At 34.1% G+C, this 19,303-nt stretch carries 13 protein-coding genes and 1 tRNA gene; 6 read left to right on the top strand and 8 right to left on the bottom strand.

The window, feature by feature from the left end; all coding sequences use genetic code 11:
- Positions 1 to 57: 57 nt before the first annotated feature.
- The 4 genes from RMN97_RS05205 to RMN97_RS05190 form a co-directional block, all read right to left on the bottom strand.
- Complete coding sequence (locus tag RMN97_RS05205; RefSeq protein ID WP_309613466.1) at positions 58 to 2,361, bottom strand: glycoside hydrolase family 65 protein; 2,304 nt, start codon at positions 2,359 to 2,361, stop codon at positions 58 to 60.
- Positions 2,362 to 2,387: 26 nt separating this feature from the next.
- Entirely contained in the window at positions 2,388 to 3,041 is a 654-nt protein-coding gene (gene pgmB / locus RMN97_RS05200; RefSeq protein WP_309613465.1) for a beta-phosphoglucomutase, read from the bottom strand.
- 10 nt (positions 3,042 to 3,051) lie between these two features.
- On the bottom strand, positions 3,052 to 4,458 hold the full coding sequence (locus tag RMN97_RS05195; RefSeq protein WP_309613464.1) for an MFS transporter: 1,407 nt from the start codon (positions 4,456 to 4,458) through the stop codon (positions 3,052 to 3,054).
- 181 nt (positions 4,459 to 4,639) lie between these two features.
- Positions 4,640 to 5,659 carry a LacI family DNA-binding transcriptional regulator gene (locus RMN97_RS05190; protein WP_309613463.1) on the bottom strand — a complete coding sequence of 340 codons (1,020 nt, stop codon included), beginning with the start codon at positions 5,657 to 5,659 and terminating at the stop codon, positions 4,640 to 4,642.
- Positions 5,660 to 5,884: 225 nt separating this feature from the next.
- Here RMN97_RS05190 and RMN97_RS05185 point away from each other — a divergent pair, with 225 nt between their 5' ends.
- The 4 genes from RMN97_RS05185 (at position 5,885) to RMN97_RS05170 (ending at position 14,295) form a co-directional block, all read left to right on the top strand.
- Positions 5,885 to 8,860: a TonB-dependent receptor gene (locus RMN97_RS05185; RefSeq protein WP_309613462.1), complete on the top strand. Its 2,976-nt coding sequence runs from the start codon at positions 5,885 to 5,887 to the stop codon at positions 8,858 to 8,860.
- A 37-nt stretch (positions 8,861 to 8,897) separates the two neighbouring features.
- A complete protein-coding gene (locus RMN97_RS05180) occupies positions 8,898 to 10,523 on the top strand; it encodes a RagB/SusD family nutrient uptake outer membrane protein (protein WP_309613461.1) in 1,626 nt (541 codons plus the stop codon).
- A 17-nt stretch (positions 10,524 to 10,540) separates the two neighbouring features.
- Positions 10,541 to 11,356, top strand: a complete 816-nt coding sequence (locus tag RMN97_RS05175) for a SusE domain-containing protein (RefSeq protein WP_309613460.1) — start codon at positions 10,541 to 10,543, stop codon at positions 11,354 to 11,356.
- Positions 11,357 to 11,430: 74 nt separating this feature from the next.
- Positions 11,431 to 14,295 (top strand): alpha-amylase family glycosyl hydrolase, encoded by a 2,865-nt coding sequence (locus RMN97_RS05170; RefSeq protein ID WP_309613459.1) that lies wholly within the window; start codon positions 11,431 to 11,433, stop codon positions 14,293 to 14,295.
- A 74-nt stretch (positions 14,296 to 14,369) separates the two neighbouring features.
- Here the strand turns inward: RMN97_RS05170 and RMN97_RS05165 are convergent, their stop codons facing one another.
- From RMN97_RS05165 to RMN97_RS05150, 4 genes are all read right to left on the bottom strand, one after another.
- Positions 14,370 to 14,594: a DUF6814 family protein gene (locus RMN97_RS05165; RefSeq protein WP_042563404.1), complete on the bottom strand. Its 225-nt coding sequence runs from the start codon at positions 14,592 to 14,594 to the stop codon at positions 14,370 to 14,372.
- Positions 14,595 to 14,607: 13 nt separating this feature from the next.
- Positions 14,608 to 16,104, bottom strand: a complete 1,497-nt coding sequence (locus RMN97_RS05160; RefSeq protein WP_309613458.1) for an MFS transporter — start codon at positions 16,102 to 16,104, stop codon at positions 14,608 to 14,610.
- A gap of 477 nt (positions 16,105 to 16,581) precedes the next feature.
- Complete coding sequence (locus RMN97_RS05155; RefSeq protein ID WP_309613487.1) at positions 16,582 to 16,854, bottom strand: GIY-YIG nuclease family protein; 273 nt, start codon at positions 16,852 to 16,854, stop codon at positions 16,582 to 16,584.
- Positions 16,855 to 17,123: 269 nt separating this feature from the next.
- Positions 17,124 to 17,199 (bottom strand) — tRNA-Phe (locus RMN97_RS05150).
- Positions 17,200 to 17,303: 104 nt separating this feature from the next.
- Between RMN97_RS05150 and RMN97_RS05145 the strand changes: the two genes are divergently transcribed.
- Entirely contained in the window at positions 17,304 to 18,038 is a 735-nt protein-coding gene (locus RMN97_RS05145; protein WP_309613457.1) for a type III pantothenate kinase, read from the top strand.
- Positions 18,031 to 19,257, top strand: coding sequence for a hypothetical protein (locus tag RMN97_RS05140; protein ID WP_309613456.1), 1,227 nt, complete (start codon positions 18,031 to 18,033; stop codon positions 19,255 to 19,257). Before RMN97_RS05145 ends, RMN97_RS05140 begins: the two co-directional genes overlap by 8 nt.
- The last annotated feature ends 46 nt before the right edge of the window (positions 19,258 to 19,303 follow it).

The following is a 19,303-nucleotide window of genomic DNA, read 5'->3' as shown; positions in this document are numbered from 1 at the left end:
AGAGAAAAACTTAATGGAACTTAATGCCTTACTGGTAATGTCTTTTATTTTTTAAATCTATACAGTCACCAAACTATTAGGTTCTACCAAAACTTCTTTTCCGTTTACGAAAACAGAAATCGCTGTTTCGCCTTCAAGAACAAATTTAGTTTCATTCTGATGAACAGAAATTTTTAAAATTTGGTTTCTGAAATTGATTTTAAACGAATAGTCATTCCAGTCTTTTGGGATTCTTGGTTCGAAATGGAGCGATTCGTTTTTCACACGCATTCCGCCAAAACCTTCTACAATACTCATCCAAGTTCCAGCCATTGATGTGATATGTAAACCTTCTTCGACTTCTTTGTTATAGTCATCTAAATCTAAACGCGAAGTTCTTAAATAGAAAGTATACGCCTGTTCCATTCTCCCTAAAGTTGCCGCCTGAATTGAGTGCACGCAAGGCGAAAGTGAACTTTCATGAACGGTAAATGGCTCGTAGAAATCGAAATGTTTTTCTAATTGTTCTGTGCTAAAGTGATCTTCAAAGAAATAAAAACATTGTAAAGTATCAGCCTGTTTGATATATGGCGAACGCAAGATTCTGTCCCACGACCATTTTTGATTTATTGGTCGTTGCGATTTATCTAAATCGTGCACTTTTACCAATTCTTTGTCTAAGAAACCATCTTGTTGCAAATACACATCATGCTCTTCCGAAAATGGAAAATACATATGGTCTGCTACTTTTTTCCAATGTCCGATTTCAGTTGCATCCAATTTGACTTTACTCATGATGCGGGTAAAATCGGAGCTATATTCTTTTTCAACTTTATTGATTTGTTCAACGGCATAATCTATACACCATTTGGCCAAATAGTTAGTATAGAAATTATTATTTACATTGTTTTCGTATTCATTTGGACCTGTAACACCAAGAATTACATACTGATTTCTATAGGTAGAAAACGTAGCCCTTTGATGCCAGAAGCGTGCAATTCCGATTAGCACTTCTAATCCTTTTTCGGGAATGTATGAGTAATCGCCGGTATATCTGTGATAGTTGAAAATGGCAAAAGCAATAGCGCCATTTCGGTGGATTTCTTCAAATGTAATTTCCCATTCGTTGTGACATTCTTCGCCATTCATTGTCACCATTGGATACAAAGCAGCGCCATTTGTAAAACCTAATTTACCTGCGTTTTCAATCGCTTTGTCCAATTGATTGTAGCGATATGCTAACAGATTACGTGCCACTTGCTGGTCTTTCGTAGCCATATAAAACGGAATGCAATAGGCTTCGGTATCCCAATACGTAGAACCACCATATTTTTCACCGGTGAATCCTTTTGGACCAATATTCAAACGGGAATCTTTACCTAAATAGGTTTGATTTAAATGGAAAATATTGAAACGAATTCCCTGTTGCGCTTTCACATCGCCATCGATAGTAATATCGCTCATTTCCCAGATTTTTGCCCAAGCTTCAATTTGATTATTCAATAATTGGTCGTAGCCAAATGCTAATGCTTTCGCAATAACATTTTGAGCTGCAGCTTGTGTGTTTTCGTGATTCATTGAAACAGTATAGCCACCCAATTTTTGTATAGCCGCCGTTTGACCTTTTGCCGCCGTAACTTCATAAGTAAACTGAACTTTCTCGTTTGAAGCTTCAACATTTGACGGAGAAATATTCTGATTTTCACCATTTAACAAAATACTATTTTGCATGAAAGTTGTAGCCGTAAAATGAGTTTTGAACGTTCTTGCTGTTACAAAAGCTTCATTGCTTGAATTTTTCACATCTAATGGTTCCCAGAATTTTTCTTCCCAGTTGGCATCTTCGTTATGAACTCCGGCGTCAACGTACGGTTTGAAAGTGATTTTGGCATCATTGTTTAATGCTGTGATTTCATAATTGATGACACCAACTTCATCCAAATCCAACGAAAGAAACCGACGAACGTTTACTGAAATTTGAGTTCCGTTTTGGAGTGTTGCTTCGAAAGAACGGTTGTAGATTCCTTCTTTCATATTCAATTCGCGACGGAAGTTTTTCACTGCTGCGCAAGTTGCTAAGTCTAGGTTTTCGCCATTGATTTCGATATTAATTCCAATCCAATTTGGTGCATTTAAGACTTTGGCAAAATATTCGGGATAGCCGTTTTTCCACCAACCCACTTTGGTTTTATCCGGATAATATATTCCGGCGATATAACTTCCCTGGAATGTTTCACCAGAATAGTATTCTTCAAAATTGGCACGTTGTCCCATGGCACCGTTTCCGATGCTGAATAGGCTTTCGGAGGATTTCACTTGGTCTAAGTCAAAACCTTCTTCTATGATTGACCAGTTGTCTGGTTTGATATAATCTTGATTCATTTTCTTTTTCCTTTTATCATTCGATTTTAGTTTATGAACGCTTCTATAAAAGAAGTATCCATAAAGGCAAAATCTTTAAAATTGTATTTTGCTTCGTGTAGAATTTTCTCATCACCAATTCCGATACTTGTCATATTGGCACTATTGGCAGCTTGAATTCCGGCAACCGAGTCTTCAAAAACCATAGAATTCTCGTTTGTTGCGTTTAGTAATTTGGCAGCTCGGAGAAAAACTTCAGGATCTGGTTTTGCATTGGTTACGTCATTTCCATCGACAATAGCATCGAACAAATGCAAAATTTTCACTTTTTCTAAAATTGGTCGGGCATTTTTACTTGCCGAACCTAATCCGATTAATTGATTTTTCTGTTTAATAAATTTTAAAATATTGAGAACGCCGGGAAGAATTTCTGATTCGTCCATGTGCTCAATATAAGCGAGGTAATCTTCATTTTTTTGTTTCAGCCACTTGTTTTTGTTCTCTTCAGATGCTTGAATATTTCCAAGTTTCAGAATGATATCTAAAGAACGAACACGGCTAACTCCTTTTAATTCTTCGTTGTGTTCTGGTGTAAATTCGATTCCTAAATCACTTGCTATTTTTTGCCAAGCTAAAAAATGATATTTAGCGGTGTCAACAATGACGCCATCTAGGTCGAAGATGAAAGCTTTTTTACTCATTTTACTATTTTTAACCTGAAATTGCGTTTTTGTCTGTAATAAAGAAGTTACATAATCCAGCTATAATTAGAGAAATACCAGCTAAAATCATTGCGTTAATATGAGCCTCTCCAATTAATTTATATAAAAAATTAATTCCTCCAAGAGCTGCAATAATTTGTGGGATAACGATAAACATATTGAATAAACCCATCATCATTCCCATTTTCTTTGGATTAACAGAACTTGATAACATGGCATAAGGCATTGATAAAATACTTCCCCAAGAAAATCCTATCAAGATAAATGAATAAACTAAAGTTGTTGGGGTTGCATAATACATATAAATAAACCCTAATCCACCAAGAATCAATGATGCCATGTGGATATATTTTCTGTTTATTTTGTTTTTCATGGTGTAAAAAGTCAGCAATAATGCAAATGCCATTGATGACAATCCATAAACTCCAGTTGAAGAGCCAACTAAGTCAGCAGCATCATTATAAACTTTGTCTTTTGCTTTGTAATCTTGTTCATTGGATGCATCTAGATAGACAACTTCTTCTTTGGTATTTTTTAACACATTACCTTCTTTATCTAATTGCGCATACTCTTTAACATTTGGCTTTGGAGAGTTGAAAACATGCTCCGTTAATGCAGGTGTAGATAAGCTCCACATGGTAAAAAAAGCAAACCAACTGAAAAACTGAATTAATCCAAGTTTTTTCATTGTTGACGGCATTTCTTTTATGCTTGCCATTAAATCGGGAATGAACCTCGATTCTTTTTTTTCTGACTTAAATTTTTCTAAATCAATAGGTGGATCCTCTTTTGTTGTAAAAATTGTAAATAAAATACTGATTAGGAAAACAAAAGCGCCAATTGAAAAAGCAACAACAACTGACGGAGGAATTACTCCAGCTTCGGCTTCATTTGTTACACCTAATTTATTAACTAACCAAGGTAAATTACTCGCAATCCAAGTTCCAATTCCGATAATTAATGTTTGAATTACAAATCCGTTAGAGCGTTGAAATTCTGGTAATTTATCGGCAACTAAAGCTCGAAAAGGTTCCATGCTAATGTTTATAGAAGAATCAAGAATCCATAATAATCCAGCGGCAACCCACAAAACAGGGGAATGAGGCATGAAAAATAATGTTATAGATGCTAAAATGGCTCCGATTAGAAAATAAGGTTTTCTTCTGCCATATTTTGGACTCCAAGTATTGTCGGATAAATATCCGATTATTGGTTGAACTAAAAGTCCGGTTAAGGGTGCAGCAATCCATAAGCCGGGAATGCTGTCTACTTCTGCGCCAAGAGTTTGAAATATTCTGGACATGAAACCTCCTTGCAAAGCAAATCCGAATTGTATTCCCAGAAATCCGAAACTCATGTTCCAAATTTCCCAGAAACCTAATTTACGCTTTTCCATTATCGTAATTTAATGATTTATAATACGATAAGCGCGATGCTTATCAAAACTTATTTTAGTTCGAAGTAAAAGTAAAAGCTTTGATAATTGTCGTAAAGATAATAAAGAATTTAAATTGTGTTGATTTTAAGTAAAAAATTTGCAACCATATAATTACGAAAACGTTTTTTTGTTGATAAAATTATAGTGTGGATTCTCTTTCCACCAACTCGGTTTCGATGACTTCGGTGCTGTATTGCTCGTCTTCTTCCTCTTCTGACTCTAGTCTTTCAATAAGCATTTTTGCTGCTTTTCCGCCCATTTTTATACCATTTTGACTTACTGTAGATATACTTGGTGTTGAATATTTTGAAATGATTCCGTCTGTGAAACCAATAATTGAAAGTTCTTCCGGTACTTTGATGTTTAGCTTTCGGGCTATTTTGATGGCGGTTACGGCAAAAATTTCATTTACGGCAAAAACAGCATCCAAATTGTTATTAGTCAATAAGTCTTCGATTAAAGGTTCGAAATTTTCGGTATCTTCAATTTTAAGGATTAAACTTTCGTCAACATTTATATCATTGTTTTTTAATGCTTTAACATATCCTTGAGTTCTAAGTTTACCAACACTTACATAGTCAACGGTTGTTATCAAGGCTATTTTTTTAAATCCTTTATCGATAAGAAATTGAGTGGCGTTAAAAGCAGCCAAATTATCGTCAATAATTACTTTGTCACACAAAATATCATTGGTAACTCTATCAAACATTACCACTGGCATTCCTTGATTGATAACTTCAACAATATGGTGAAAATCTTTTTTCTGCTGGGTTTCTTTCGACAGTGACATGATAAAACCGTCAATACTTCCGTTGGCTAACATTTCCATGTTGATGACTTCCTTGTCAAATGATTCGTCAGATAAACAAACTAACACATTATATCCATTTTCATTGGCAACATTTTCAACGCCACTAATAACGGTTGCGAAAAAATGATGAATAATTTCAGGAATAATAATACAAATTGTCTTTGTTTTTCTGTTTTTTAAGCTGAGGGCAATATTGTTTGGTTTGTAGTTGTATAATTTAGCAAATGCCTGAATTTTTTGTCTGGTGTCTTCGCTAATTTCTAAACTGTTTTTTAGCGATTTTGACACCGTAGATATTGACACGTCTAATTCTTTGGCAATTTGTTTTAGTGTTACTTTTCTTTTCATGTTGTGAATTTGATAAATACTAATTTCTGAATAAAGGTATATGATATTTTTTATTCTATCAATTTTACTATTAATTAATTACAAAAAGCAAAAAGTTTTCAACACGCAAACGTTTTCGAAGCTTATTTAACGGCTGTTTTTTATGTAAATTGAAATTTTTACATAAATTTAGCATTCGAAGTAAATGTACAAGCACAAAATTATTTTTTAACCTAAACAAAATGTATGAAAACAATTTACAAAAAGTTGTTATTTTTATTCCTATTGTTGCCTTTTACTGTACTAGCTCAAAGTACTTTAAGCGGAACTGTTGTTGATAAAGCTACAGGACAGCCAATACCGGGAGTAAATGTAAATGTACAAGGTTCGCCAACTGGTGCATCAACTGGATTTGATGGTAATTACCAACTGTCAAATGTTAAAAACGGTAACAAAATTGTGGTATCTTTTATTGGATACAGAACGCAAACGATTGATTTCACCGGACAAAAAACACTAAACGTTTCTTTAGAAGAAGATACCAATCAACTTAAGGAAGTTGTAGTACAAGTAGGTTACGGTACTGTTAAGAAAAAAGATGCTACCGGATCTGTATCGCAAATTTCTGCTAAAGAATTTAATAAAGGTATTAACGTTACTCCTGAAACTTTAATTAGCGGTCGTATTTCGGGTGTTAATGTTACCGGAGGAGGAGCTCCGGGAGCAAAAGCTGATATTAGAATTCGTGGAGGATCTTCTTTAAATGCTTCAAATGAGCCTTTAATTGTATTAGATGGTCTTCCGTTAAGTAATGCAGTGCCAAGTGGTTCTACAAGTATTTTATCTACAATTGATCCTAATGACATTGAATCGTTTACGGTTCTTAAAGATGCTTCTGCTGCTGCAATCTACGGATCGAGAGCTGCAAATGGTGTAATTGTTATTACAACTAAAAAAGGAACTAAAGGTGGCGTAAAAGTGAACTTTAGCTCGCAGGTTGGTATTAATACAGTAGCTAATACAGTTGATGTAATGAATGCAGATCAATTTCGTCAATTGGTAAATACAAAAGGTACTTCGGATCAGAAAGCTTTATTAGGTACTGCAAATACAAACTGGCAAGATGAAATTTTTCATACTGCATTAACAACCAACAATAATATCTCTGTAAGTGGTGCTTTATTTAATAAATTACCGGTAAGATTATCTGTTGGAAATGTTGATAATCCTGGAATCCTAAGAAACACTTCTTTTGAAAGAACTACGACATCGATATCGTTAAATCCTGTTTTATTTGATAATCACTTAAAAATTGATATTAGCGGAAATTTATCTTTCAGTAAAAACCAATTTCAGGATGAAGGTGGCGTAATTGGTAGTGCTATCGGATTTGATCCTACACAACCGGTTTATGAAGCAGGTTCTCGTTACGGAGGTTATTTTGAATGGTTAGAGCCTACAGGAAATCTACCATTATTGCCTGCAAGAAACCCTGTTGCCAGATTAAATCAGGATAACAGAAGAGCTACTTCAACCAGAAAATGGGGGAATGTCAGATTAGATTATAAATTTCATTTCTTTGAAGATTTAAGAGCTGTTGTAGAAGCAGGTATCGATAGATTTGACAGTAGCGGATTTACAGAAGTAAGCACTCAAAGTGCTTTAGGATATCAGCCAAAACCATTTAATGGACCTGATTATGTAAACTTAGGAAACTACAGTAACTATACTGATATGCTTCAAAATAAAAACTTAAATGCTTATTTTAATTATACTAAAGATTTAGGAAAACTTAAAATTGATGCAACTGCGGGTTATAACTACCAATTGTTTCAAAAAGAAAAATATCAATCTGGAGAAACAAGACAGCCGAATCCTAATGAAGATGTTATTACAGATCCGGACGTTAATTTACAATCGTTCTTCGGACGTTTGAATTTAGGTTATGACAGCAGATATTTATTGACTTTAAATTATAGAAGAGACGGAACTTCTCGTTTTTCTGAAGATAACAGATGGGGTAATTTTGCAGGGGCTGCTTTTGCCTGGAATGTATCTGAAGAAGCTTTCTTAAAAGGTAATTCGACTCTTTCGACTTTAAAATTAAGAGCTGGTTACGGTTCAACAGGACAGCAGGATATTCCACCTCAATATGATTATTTACGTAGAGTAACGTTAGGTACAATTAATTCTCAATATGTTTTTGGAAATACTATTTATAGTACGGCCAGACCTGAAGGATATAACGAAAATATCAAATGGGAAGAATTAACAGAGATGAACCTTGGTGTCGATTACGGATTCTTTAATGATAGAATTACAGGGACAATTAATTACTTTGATAAAAAATCAAGTGATTTATTAGCAGAGATCGCAATTCCTGATGGTGCCAATTTGAGAAATCAGGGATATGTAAATATTGGTAGTGTAAGAACTAAAGGGGTTGAGTTTAGTATTGCTTCTGATATTGTTAAAAATGATAATTTAACTTGGAATGTAGCTTTCAATACGACTTACATCGATCAGGAAATTGCTGATTTAGGAATTACAGTTCCAGGTTTTCAGGGATATTTAACAGGAGATAACATTGCTGGTGGAAATGGAAATAAAATCCTGATTAACTCTGTAGGATATGCGCCAAATTCATTTTTTGTATACGAGCAATTGTATGATGCAAACAAAAAACCAATCGCCGGAGCTTATGCTGATAGAAACGGGGATGGAAAAATTGATGCAGGTGACCGTTACAGAGCTGGTAAAACAATGCCGGACTATACTTTCGGTTTATTTTCTACTTTAAACTACAAAAAGTTTGATTTTACAATGAACTGGAGAGCAAGTGTAGGCAATAAAATTTTTGATAACGTAAGTTCTAACTTCGGATATTCTGATGCAGGTTTAAGAAGACAAACAGATTTGTCTAATGTAAGTTCAGATTATTTTAATACCGGTTTTACTTTTGAAGATAATGGAACACAACGTTACCTTTCAGACTATTATATAAAAGATGCTTCTTTTATCAAATTAGATAACGTAACGCTTGGATATACTTTTGATAAAACAATCATCAAAGCTGCTTCTTTAAGATTTACAGCTGGTGTTCAGAATGTTTTCATTCTTACAAAATACAATGGTTTAGATCCTGAGAAATTCAACGGAATTGATAATAATGTTTACCCAAGAGCGAGAACTTTCATATTTGGAGTAAATGCCAATTTCTAATAGTAGATTGAAAATCAAAAATTTAAAAACAAACAAAATGAAAATATCATTTAAATATATATCTTATTTTTTCCTATTCGTTTTAGGATTAAGTATGACGCTTACTTCGTGTACGGACGACTTAAACGTGACGCCAAAGGATGATGATGAATTTTTATCTGAGACCTTTTTTCAAGATCCGGCATCGTATAAACAAGTATTAGCTAAGTTATATGCAGGTTTATATGTTGGAGGTAATGATGGTGACGGTGATGCTACAATACCAGGAAAAAACCCTGATATTGCGGGACTTGGGGGTGACTTTAGCAGTTATTTAAGATTGCTTTTTGTAACACAGGAATTTACTACAGATGAAGCCATTATTGCTTGGGCAGATGGTACTTTACCAACTTTAAATTCTCAAACATGGGCTCCGGCTAATGAATTTTTAGAAGGAACATTCTCAAGAGCATTTTATCACATTAGTGTTGCAAATGAGTTTTTAAGACAAACTACTGATGAGAAATTAACAGCAAGAGGTGTTGATGCAAATTTAAAAGCTGATATCGCTAAATTTAGAGCAGAAGCTCGTTTTTTAAGAGCTTTCTCTTATTATAACTTAATGGATTTGTTCGGAAATGTGCCAATTACAACAGAAAATGATCCTGTTGGATTCTTTTATCCGGTACAAAAATCAAGAGCAGAAGTTTTTGCTTTTATCGAATCTGAATTGAAAGACTTAGACAATAGTTTAGTGGCTTCAAAACAAAATGAATATGGTAGAGTAGATAAAACGGCTGCTAAATTTTTATTAGCACAGATTTATTTAAATTCTAAAGTATATACAGGTGTAGAGAGAAACAATGAAGCTGCAACATTATGTAGTGAAGTTATCAATTCTGGATATACTTTTGCAAACGTTCCTTACCGTTATTTGTTCTCTGCAGATAATAATAGAAATGGTGCTGAAAGTGAATTTATATTCCCAATTGTTGGAGATGGAAACGCAATCAGAGCTACTGGTGGAGGAATGAGTTTCATTATGCACGCTTCTATTGGAGGTAGCATGGATGCTGCTTCAAGAGGTATGGATGGTGGATGGCAGGGAATCAGAACTCGTAGAGAGTTTGTAAATCTTTTCCCTGATGCAACTGCAACTGCTGATAATAGAGGAACATTTTATACAGCTGGTCAATCAAAAGATATTAATAATGTTGGAACTTTTACAGACGGTTATGCTGTAACAAAATACATCAATAAAAATGCTGATGGATCTGCAGCTCAAAGAAATGATATCCCGGATATCGATTTCCCAATGTTCAGATTGACTGACGCTTATTTAATGTATGCTGAAGCAACTCTAAGAGGCGCTACTACCGGAAATCTAAACACAGCCTTAGGTTATGTAAACCAAATTAGAACCAGAGCAAATGCACAAACAATTACTTTAGGTGAATTAACACTTGACTTTATTCTTGATGAAAGAGGTAGAGAATTGTTTTGGGAATGTCACAGAAGAACTGATTTAATTCGTTTTGGAAAATTTACCGGTGGATCTAAAATCTGGCAATGGAAAGGTGGATCTGTAAACGGTAACTCAACAGCATCATTTAGAGATTTAATGCCTATTCCTGCAAGAAATATTCAGGCAAATCCAACATTGAAGCAAAATACAGGATACTAATTTTATAAAACATTAAAATGAAATATATATATAAAATTTTAATCGCATTTATTGGTGTATTGGCGATTTCATGTAATGCTGATGATGTAGAAAACAGATCTGTTATTGAAGCAGGAACACCTGCGACATTATTAACACCACAATCTGGTTTTAGTATTGTACTTTCAAAAGAAACAGAGAAAAATATTGCTACAACTGTTACATGGAACAAAGCAACATATACAGGAACCCAGACAGTACTGAATTACACTGTTCAAATTGCAAAAGGAGGAACTAATTTTGCTAATCCGATAACTTTAACGAATACAACTGGAGTTTCGGAGGAAATAACGGTAGGAGAATTAAACTCGGCATTAGTTAATGGTGGTTTTGTTGAAAAAGAAGTAAACGATGTTGATATTCGTATTAAATCTGTGGTAGGGGCAAGCGGGCTTCCTCAATATTCTAACTTTTTTACGATCAAAGCAACTCCTTATCATATTCCATTGGCTAGTTCTCATTGGTTGGTAGGTGCTGCTACTCCGGGAGGATGGAGTTGGAATGGTGATTCAGAAACAGAATTTCCTTTAGTTGCCGGACAAACTAACATCTATGAGGTAAATATTGTTCTTAAAAGCGGCGAAGCTTTTAGGGAGTTTTTAGGAAACAACTTTACAAGTGATGGTAACTGGGACGCAAGTCATAATTATACTTACTATACTGGTTTAGGTTATACTATTGATTCTGAATTAGTAGATGCAGGTGATGGTGATCATAATTTTAAATATACCGGACCAACAGGAGCCAGACTATTGAAAATTGACAACGTTGCAAAAAAAATAACATTAGATTAATTTTTAATGGACATATTGAAAAGGCTATCTCTATGATAGCCTTTTTTTATAATACTAACTAAACCAACCACATTATGAAAAAAACTATACTATCAATATTTCTTTTATTGACGGCAATTACATTTGCCCAACAGCAAACGGCCAGTTATTCTGTAAATCCTTCGCCTTTTGATGAAACTACTTCTATTACCATTACAATTAACGGAAGCAGTATTAATGAAGCAACCTGGGGAATTACAGATCATTCTCTTTATTTATGGGCATGGGCTTTTGACATCAATGATACCACACAAAAAGGAACTCCAAACAACGGATCCTGGGAAGCTTCAAGTGATGCGAGTAAATTAACCTACAATGCAGGTGCAGATACTTACACTAAAACTATTACGCCAACAACCTATTATAGTATTACAGGAATTGGAAAAATTGGTTTTTTGGTTAAAGCAAAAAACGGAACAGGTGACAAAAAATCACAAGATATTTTGGTCGAAGTGGGTTCTTTTCAGGCAACTTTAACTGCACCAGCTGAAAATAGTACAACAATTATCGCTTCAGGTTCAAATTTTAATATTACAGCTACGAATACAAATGGTGTGGCGAGTTATACATTAAAAGCAAACGGAACGACAATCAATACGAATGCAAGTACAGCTTCTTATTCATATAATCATACAAATATAACGAGCAATCAAAGTTACGAATTGAGTATTGTTCAGGGAGCAACAACTCTGGTTAAAAAGTTCTCAGTTGTAATAAACCCAAATACGGTTTCTCAGGCAATGCCGGCCGGTTTAGTTGATGGAATAAATTATAATGCTGCAGATGCTACAAAAGCAACTTTGGTTCTCGATGCACCTTTAAAAGATTTTGTTTACGTTGCCGGAAGTTTTAATAACTGGCAGCCTTCATCGGCGTATGCCATGAAAAAAGATCCAACTTCGGGTAAATTTTGGCTGGAATTAACCGGATTAGTTTCAGGAGTAAACAATACCTATCAGTATTGGGTTGTTGATGCGACACCGCTTGCCAATTCACCGGCATTGGTAAAAACAGCCGATCCTTATTCGACTTTGGTTTTGTCACCTTATGATGATGTTGGAATTCCTTCGGCTTCATATCCAAATATGCCCGTTTATCCAACAGGACAAAACTTTGAAGTAACGGTTTTAAAAACTGGACAAATGCCATACAATTGGCAGGTTACGAATTTTACGAAACCTGAAAAAGAGAAATTAGTAGTGTATGAAGTTTTGGTTCGTGATTTTGATGCAGCCAGAAATTATCAAAGTTTAATTGATAAAATCGATTATTTTAAAAATCTTAAAATAAATGCCATCGAATTAATGCCCGTAATGGAATTTGAAGGCAATGAAAGCTGGGGTTACAATACTTCATTTCACATGGCTTTGGATAAATTTTATGGAACTTCGGATAAATTAAAAGAGCTTATCGATTTATGTCATCAAAACGGAATCGCTGTTATTCTTGACGTTGCCTTAAATCATGCTTTTGGAAGAAATCCGATGGTGAGAATGTGGATGAACGATCCTGATGGAGATGGTTTTGGTTCGCCAACAGCCGAAAATCCATACTTTAATACTGTTGCAAAACACAGTTATAGCGTTGGTGAAGATTTTAATCATCAATCGTTGAAAACACAATATTATGTAGACCGAGTTATCAAACAATGGATTGAAGAATATAAAATTGATGGTTTCCGCTGGGATTTAACCAAAGGATTTACGCAAGCCTGCACCGCTGCAGATGAAACTTGTACAAATGCATACCAACAAGACAGAGTAGATATTCTAAAAAAATATGCCGATTATTCATGGAGTCTTGATCCTACACATTATACGATTTTTGAACATTTAGGAACGGATGCAGAAGAGAAAGAATGGGCAAATTATAAAATTACCGAAACACCAAGCAAAGGAATTATGATGTGGGGAAAAATGACAGATCCGTATAATGAATTGTCAATGGGATACACCAGCAATATTTCAAGAATGACAAGTGGCAGTCGCGGTTTTCAGGCAAATCGATTAATGGGTTATGCAGAAAGTCACGATGAAGAACGTTTGATGTACAAAAATGTACAATACGGAGCTTCAAGCGGATCTTATAATGTAAAAACTTTAAATACAGCTTTGTCAAGAATGTCGGCAATTGGAGCCGTTTCTTTACTGGTTCCCGGACCAAAAATGATTTGGCATTTTGGAGAATTAGGTTGGGACGATTCTATTTTTACCTGTAATAATGGTACTGTAAATACAAGTTCAGATGCTACATCGGGAGATTGTAAATTAGACACAAAACCGCAGCCACAATGGGTAGATAATTGGTTAGGGAATTCAAACCGAAATAAAATTTACAACGATTGGGCTAAAATGATTACACTAAAAACGACAGAACCTGTTTTTTTAGGAACGCCTACAATTGCAAATGGAAATTCATTGGCGGTGAATATAAAAATCACGAATGTTAATTCTTCATCACAACTGAAAGATGTTTTAATTCTGGCCAATTTTGATGTTACGACTCAAAATGTTGTAACAGGTTTTCAATATCCGGGAACGTGGTACAATTTAATGGATAATACGACTATAAATGTTACCGATGTAAATGCAACGATAAGTTTGCCTCCCGGAGAATACAGAATTTATGGTAACAAACAAGCCAATTTAGCGATAGAAGATTTTGAAAAGAGAAGTACAGTTAGTTTATATCCAAATCCGGTTTCTAATTATTTTACCTTAAATATTCCGGCATCAAAAGTTCAGGTATATGCAATATCCGGTCAATTGGTAAAAAGTTTTGTTTCTGACGGAAGTACCGATTTTCAATTTAGCGTAAGCGATTTAAAAACGGGATTGTATGTAGTAAAAACTTTAGATCAGGATAATAAAATTCAGGTTATGAAATTTATTAAAAAATAAATTTCACATTAAGATTTTGGTTTTGTTAGTAATTTGAAAGGGTTGTCTGGAAACAGGCAACCCTTTTTTTTCTATTATTTCTTCTCGTTGTATTCTCCAATTACGGCAAAATAACCAAAAGTTCCCAATCCTAAAACAATTAGTGGCGTTAGGATAAAGAGAATGATGATTCCAAAGACTAAATCATCTTGTTTATCTGATAATAGTTTGGGTAAGCCAAATTCAAAGACACAAAAGTAAGCGGCGGCAACGGCTAAAATAACCCATAAAACACCTAAAATTTGTTTGATCGCATTCATCATGTTATTAATATTAAAGGTGATTTGTTTTGTTTTTATTATCAATATATACCATTCCAATTACAAAGCATATCGAAGCAATTACAATAGGATACCAAAGTCCGTCGAGATAAAAATCCGGTTTTCCTGCCTCTTTAGAATGCGTTACGAAATAGGTTGAGATTGCCGGAAGCAAACCTCCAAAAATTCCGTTTCCTACATGATAAGGAAGAGACATCGAAGTATATCTGATTTTTGTTGGAAACATTTCTACTAAAAATGCCGCAATAGGTCCATACACCATTGTAACAAATAAAACCTGAATAAAGACCAGAAAAATCAAAGTCCATTCGTCATTTGAATTGATACTGATTGAAGTATTTACCAAAGCTTCTTTCTTGTTTACTACATACGTTTTTTTCTCTAACACGGTTGTTCCGTCTGTATAACTTTTTTGAGTCGTAACAATCGAATCGTTGATTTTGCTTGCTTCAACAGTATGTTTTGTATCTTCTATAATTTCAGTTTTGTACTTTACATCAGTCGTTTCGTACATCATTTTATAAATGGGTCTGTAAAATAAAATAGCAAGCAGCATTCCGCTCATCATGATATATTTTCGACCTATTTTATCACTTAACCATCCAAAAACAATAAAAAACGGAGTTCCTAATAATAAGGCAATTCCAAGTAATTCATCAACCTGAGACGAATCAACGTTCATTACCGTTTTCATGAAACTCATTGCATAAAACTGTCCCGTATACCAAACTACACCCTGGCCCATTGTAGCACCAAATAAAGCCAATAAGACGAATTTTAAATTATAGCGGTTTCCAAAACTTTCTTTTAAAGGATTTGTACTCGTTGTGCCTTCCTTTTTTGCCTTTGCAAATACAGGAGATTCATCCATGTTTTTACGAATCAAATACGAAACACCAACCATAACAATCGAAACCCAAAACGGAACGCGCCATCCCCACGAATCAAAATCTTCAGCAGAAAGCACATTTTTGGTAGCCAGAATTACCATTAAAGAGATGAATAGTCCAACAGTTGCCGTAGTCTGAATCCACGAAGTCCAATATCCTTTTTGTCCAACGGGAGCATGTTCTGCTACATAAGTTGCAGCGCCGCCATATTCTCCGCCAAGTGCTAAACCTTGTAATAAACGAAGGATTAAAACCAATAAAGGAGCTAAAAAACCAATAGTTTCATAACTGGGGATACAGCCTATTAAAAAAGTAGAGCCACCCATTAATAATAAAGTAGCCATAAAAGTATATTTCCGGCCAATAATATCGCCAAGCCTTCCAAAGAACAAAGCTCCAAAAGGGCGAACTACAAATCCTGCTGCAAAAGTGGCCAAAGTAGATAAAAAAGCTGCTGTTGGATTATCACTCGGAAAGAATTTTGTTGATATTACGACCGCCAAACTCCCAAAAATATAAAAATCATACCATTCGATCATTGTACCCATCGATGAGGCTGAAATCACTTTCCAAATGCCTTTTGTAGAAGTTTTACTCATAAAATAACTATTGTGTTCTTGTTAATAAATAAAAGTATAAAGTATTATTTTACGAATATATAAGATATTTTTTTATTTAGTTGATACTTTTTTAACAAAAACAGCTTAATTATTAACTTTGGTTTTTTTGGTAATTAAAAGTTTACAAAAGGATGATTTTTTAACAAAAAGAACGCAAAGTAAAAAAATCGCAAAGTTCGCAAAGTAAAAATGATGAAAAGATATAGCGAATTGATGAAATTAGCATCAAAGAAAAAACAAATACCATATTATAGACATAACCAACGGTTTCAACCGTTGGAACGCAATAAATTTCCATAATCTGTATCTCAAGGTTGAAATTTTTTGGAATTTAGAATTTAAAAAAATTGGAATTTAAAATTTTCCAGAAGTATTAAAAAACAAAAAACCCGAATATTGCTATTCGGGTTTTGGTGGTACCTCCAGTCCCGAGGCTTCGGGAGAACCAGGGACACATTATGATTTTCTTTTAAATAAAATATCTTTTAAAATAGAAGGGTCTGCAATTATTTTGTTGTTAAAAGTTTTGCTTTTCATTCTTTTAATAAAATTTTCTAAATAAATGGCTTCTTCTCTATCAATACAATCAAAGGTTAAAACAATTTTCCAATCTTCAGCTATTTTGGTAAATGAGTTAGAATAAAAATGATTTTGATGCTTCGAAATTCTACTTTCTAAATTGTTGGTTTCTCCAATATAAAATTTTTGTGATGAATCAGAATAAAGAATATATTTAGACTCGAATATTGAAAAACTTATAAATTGGTAAATTCATAATATAAATTAATTGGGATCAATACTAAAACCTGTGGAGAGAAAAAAAATTACCACGGAGAACGCAAAGTTTTTTAAATATGCAAAGTTTAATAAAAACACAAAGTTCACAAAGCTTTGTCCATTTCGTGGATTTTTTTGGAATTTGGAATTTAAAAAAATTGGAATTTAAAATTTTCCAGAAGTATTAAAAACAAAAAACCCGAATATTGCTATTCGGGTTTTGGTGGTACCTCCAGGGATCGAACCAGGGACACATGGATTTTCAGTCCATTGCTCTACCATCTGAGCTAAGGTACCGTTGTGCGGTTAATGCGGGTGCAAAGATAGAATCATTTTTCGTTTATCCAAAACATTTTTTTAAAAAAATCAATTCGTACCTTCGCATTCATAAAAATACAAACATGGTTTTAGCGGTTGATGTTGGAAATACTCGAATTAAAGCGGCTGTCTTTGAGGGAAGTAATGTTCTTGAAAATTTTGTTTTTGAGAAAAATGAGCTCGAAAAAAAAATTGAAAAAATTTTAAAAAAATTTCAAAACTGCTCTGATTTGGTTGTGGCATCAGTTGGAAATGTCGAAAAACAATCTTTTTTGTCTTTCGAGCATCAACTAAATATTCATTTTTTAACACATGAAGATATTTTTCCCTTCGTAAATAAATATGCAACTCCAAAAACGTTAGGAATAGACAGAATGGTTTTGGCTGCCGGAGCAACTTTGCAATTTCCAAAACAAAACAGATTAGTTATTGATGCCGGAACTTGTATTACCTACGATTTTATCGACGAAAATGACAATTATTTGGGCGGAGCCATTTCTCCCGGACTGCGTTTGCGTTATGAAGCCTTGCATAATTTCACGGCCAGACTGCCTTTGCTCACTTTAGAATCACCGGATTCCTATATAGGAAACTCCACTCAACAAGCCATTCACTCTGGAGTTGTTAATGGTTTCGTCTATGAAATTGATGGTTTTATCGATGAATATCGTGCAAACTTTTCAAATTTTATAATAATTTTAACGGGTGGCGATGCAGATTTTTTGGCTAAACGATTAAAAAATACCATATTTGCCAATTCAAATTTCCTTTTGGAAAGTTTGAGCCAAACATTTCAATATAAAATCGACAATGATTAAAAAAATTATAATAAGTGCTTGTTTACTTATCTCATTCGTTTCATTTGCTCAGCAAGGTACTTCATCGCCATATTCTTTTTACGGAATTGGAGAATCAAGATTTAAAGGAACTCTTGAAAACCGTTCTATGGGTGGAGTTTCAGTAGAGCAGGATAGTATTCACTTGAATATTGAAAATCCGGCAAGTTATGCCAGTCTTGGACAAACGACGTTTACAGTTGGAGGAACTTTTGCAACTAATAATATAAAAAGTGATACTGAATCTTCAAAAGCACAAAGATCAACTTTTGATTATTTAGCATTAGGAATTCCGATGGGAAAATTTGGAGCTGGTTTTGGTTTGGTTCCGTTATCTTCTGTAGGATATAAAATCACAGACCTAGATCCGGCTCAGGGCGGAATAAACAGCCGACTTGAAGGAAAAGGTGGTGTAAACAAAGTATTTTTGGGTTTAGGATATAAAATCACGCCAAAATGGAATATTGGTGCCGATGTACAATATAACTTTGGTAAAATTTCAACAACTACTATAGAAGCCGTTACCGATGTTCTAAGTGCGTCACGAGAAATCAATGCTTCTGAATTATCAGGAGTAAATTTTAATATTGGTACAATGTATCAAACCAAAATTGATAAAAAATTAAATTTATATACAAGTTTAAATTACACTTTTGCAAGTACATTAAGATCAAACAGTACAAGAGTTATTGAAGTTGATGGAGATCCTGATGCTATAACCGGAGATCCTGTTGAAAACACTTTGAAATTACCAAATAGAATCAGTTTTGGTGCAGGTGTTGGAGAAGCCAGAAAATGGTTAGTGGGTACAACCGTAGCTTTTCAGGGAACTGGAAAACTTGAGAATTATTATAATACAAGCAGTAATGTTCGTTACGAAAACTATTCTAAATATGCTGTTGGAGGATATTATATTCCTAATTACAGCTCGTTTTCAAGTTATTTAAGCAGAATTACTTACAGAGCAGGTCTTAAATTTGAGAAAACCGGTTTAGTAGTTAACAATGAATCTATTAATGATGTTGGGATGACTTTAGGTGCCGGATTTCCAATTACCGGTACTTTTTCAAATGTAAACTTCGGAATCGAGTTTGGTAAAAAAGGAACAACATCAGCAGGATTAGTTCAGGAAAACTATTTAAACTTTAGTTTAAGTTTCTCTTTCAACGATAAATGGTTCGTGAAAAGTAAATTCAACTAAGCATAAAGTTTTATGTTTTTATAAGCTCATTACAATTTATTACATT

This window comes from Flavobacterium sp. (genome assembly GCF_031381455.1).
Lineage (GTDB): Bacteria > Bacteroidota > Bacteroidia > Flavobacteriales > Flavobacteriaceae > Flavobacterium.
The sequence above is the reverse complement of the archived record's forward strand: the minus strand, read 5'-3'. Positions and strand labels throughout refer to the sequence as shown.

Coding starts and splice junctions, on each gene's coding strand:
- RMN97_RS05190 (WP_309613463.1), bottom strand. CDS start 5,659: ATGAAAAGAAAAGTAACACTAAAACAAATTGCCAAAGAATTAGACGTG.
- RMN97_RS05185 (WP_309613462.1), top strand. CDS start 5,885: ATGAAAACAATTTACAAAAAGTTGTTATTTTTATTCCTATTGTTGCCT.
- RMN97_RS05165 (WP_042563404.1), bottom strand. CDS start 14,594: ATGAATGCGATCAAACAAATTTTAGGTGTTTTATGGGTTATTTTAGCC.
- RMN97_RS05160 (WP_309613458.1), bottom strand. CDS start 16,104: ATGAGTAAAACTTCTACAAAAGGCATTTGGAAAGTGATTTCAGCCTCA.
- RMN97_RS05195 (WP_309613464.1), bottom strand. CDS start 4,458: ATGGAAAAGCGTAAATTAGGTTTCTGGGAAATTTGGAACATGAGTTTC.
- RMN97_RS05175 (WP_309613460.1), top strand. CDS start 10,541: ATGAAATATATATATAAAATTTTAATCGCATTTATTGGTGTATTGGCG.
- RMN97_RS05140 (WP_309613456.1), top strand. CDS start 18,031: ATGATTAAAAAAATTATAATAAGTGCTTGTTTACTTATCTCATTCGTT.
- pgmB (WP_309613465.1), bottom strand. CDS start 3,041: ATGAGTAAAAAAGCTTTCATCTTCGACCTAGATGGCGTCATTGTTGAC.
- RMN97_RS05205 (WP_309613466.1), bottom strand. CDS start 2,361: ATGAATCAAGATTATATCAAACCAGACAACTGGTCAATCATAGAAGAA.
- RMN97_RS05170 (WP_309613459.1), top strand. CDS start 11,431: ATGAAAAAAACTATACTATCAATATTTCTTTTATTGACGGCAATTACA.
- RMN97_RS05180 (WP_309613461.1), top strand. CDS start 8,898: ATGAAAATATCATTTAAATATATATCTTATTTTTTCCTATTCGTTTTA.
- RMN97_RS05145 (WP_309613457.1), top strand. CDS start 17,304: ATGGTTTTAGCGGTTGATGTTGGAAATACTCGAATTAAAGCGGCTGTC.